2 protein-coding genes are annotated in these 1737 nt (G+C 42.5%); both read right to left on the reverse strand.

Going from position 1 to position 1737, the window contains the following annotated elements:
- The coding region (locus KIV40_RS28750; RefSeq protein WP_285352633.1) for a LysM peptidoglycan-binding domain-containing protein at positions 1-661 on the reverse strand (661 nt) is incomplete at its 3' end.
- A gap of 8 nt (positions 662-669) precedes the next feature.
- On the reverse strand, positions 670-1737 hold a 1068-nt coding region (locus KIV40_RS28755; protein ID WP_285352635.1), incomplete at its 5' end, for a hypothetical protein.

Here is a 1737-nt window from a genome sequence, read left to right on the forward strand (position 1 = left end):
CTTGATTGAGTTCAGCTGTTTTGCTCGTCTTACCGTTACTTTTCTTACCTGGAACGGACGGTGTATCTTGAAATACTGGCTCTTCCGCTTCTACTTTTTGTTTCGCATCGCCTGTTATCTCGTTTAGCGTGCTCTTTGCGACAGGCGGCGCTAATTTTTGGGATATAACATTGAGTCGTGTACCAATAGGTAATAGGTCAATATTACCACCTACTTGCTCAACCCAAGCCATATTCTCATCCGTCAGTTGCTGCAAGGTCATTTGGTGGGAGTATGCAACCTCAGATGCCGTGTCTCCGCTCACTACGGTATATTTCATATAGTGATTTAGCTCTTCACTCGAGACAATTTCTACTGCCTGACTTCCCTCTCCAGCGATGTCGAGATCGGCTTTCTCCTCGGAAATAGGTTGTTTATCATTACCATGACTTGGTAAAGAGACATCTACCTTAGTGCCGATAAATAGCTTGTCTAGATTGCTTTTTACACTCTCAACCCAGTGGGGATTCTGGCTGGCGAATTGGGACAAAGTCAGCTGATGATTAAATGCTACCTGAGACGCAGTGTCACCACTGACTACTGTATAAAGATTTTCAGCAGACTGTCCATGAGTGCCAGCAGACAAGGCTGATAACAGTATGCATAGATTTGCGAGTTTCATAATTTTTCCTATATCACCCTTGGTTCGATCAAAATAACTATCTTGCTGCGGTCTAGGTCTCGGTTGTTAGAGCCACCAAAGATAATGGTTCCTGGTGCCGCTGAACTGTCACTGGTTCTTGCGCTGTTCTCTTCATATCCAGCGAGTAGAATTACATCACCACTATTTACACGAAAGGATTGTAAAAACTGGCGATTGAATACGGTCGGTAGTGTAATACCTTGGTCTTCCGTCAACCCGACTAACTCATTTTGAGTGATGTGGGTGGTAACCGATATTTTGTCGTTAACCGCCAAAGCCTTGAACATCATGTTAAAGCCCTCATTGATTACATCGGTCCCGACTTCACGAATCTCCCTATCCAAGTCTTTGTCATATTCCGTTGTTACGGTTGAAATATAACTTTGCTCTTTAGCAATACTTAGCGGTGTGGGTACACCATTTTGGGTCAATAGGTCCGCTTTAGTAGAAAGTAGTGAATGCGTGTTGTTGAAATAACTGCGCAATATTAAGTCGGTTGTTGAAGAACCATCTTTTTTAAAGCCTAGATCAAGGCCTGCGATATTATCGCTAAATGAGGAGGATGGAATTATCGACGTCGATCCGCTCGTAATTATAGAGTCCCAATCCAAACCCAGTTTATTAACATCGTTGTCTCCATAGCGAAGAACAGTCACTAACAATAAAATTTGTTGTTCTAATACTTGGTTGTAATCATCAACGAGCCTTTTAACTTGTCTAAGATAAGATGGCCTTTCAACAACCAACAATGAACCCGTTGTATTGTTGGCTCTAACGATGCCTTCTTCAGAAAGCAACATCTCTACCTCTTCCATTAAAGAGGCTTTAAGGTCATAAGACAGATCCATCGAACCAGAGAAAGAACCACTACCACCTGCCGAGTTAGATGCCGTTTCTAAACTCGCTTCCATTGACGATAACAGGCCTGCAAGCGGAATATTCTCCATACTGCAGCGTGACACCACGTATTGGTCATCGTAAAATTTGACCGATACATCGTATATATTTTCTAAAGATTTAAAGAGGCCGGATAACTTCCCATCATAGATAAACTT

The sequence above is a fragment of the Vibrio sp. D173a genome (genome assembly GCF_030248475.1).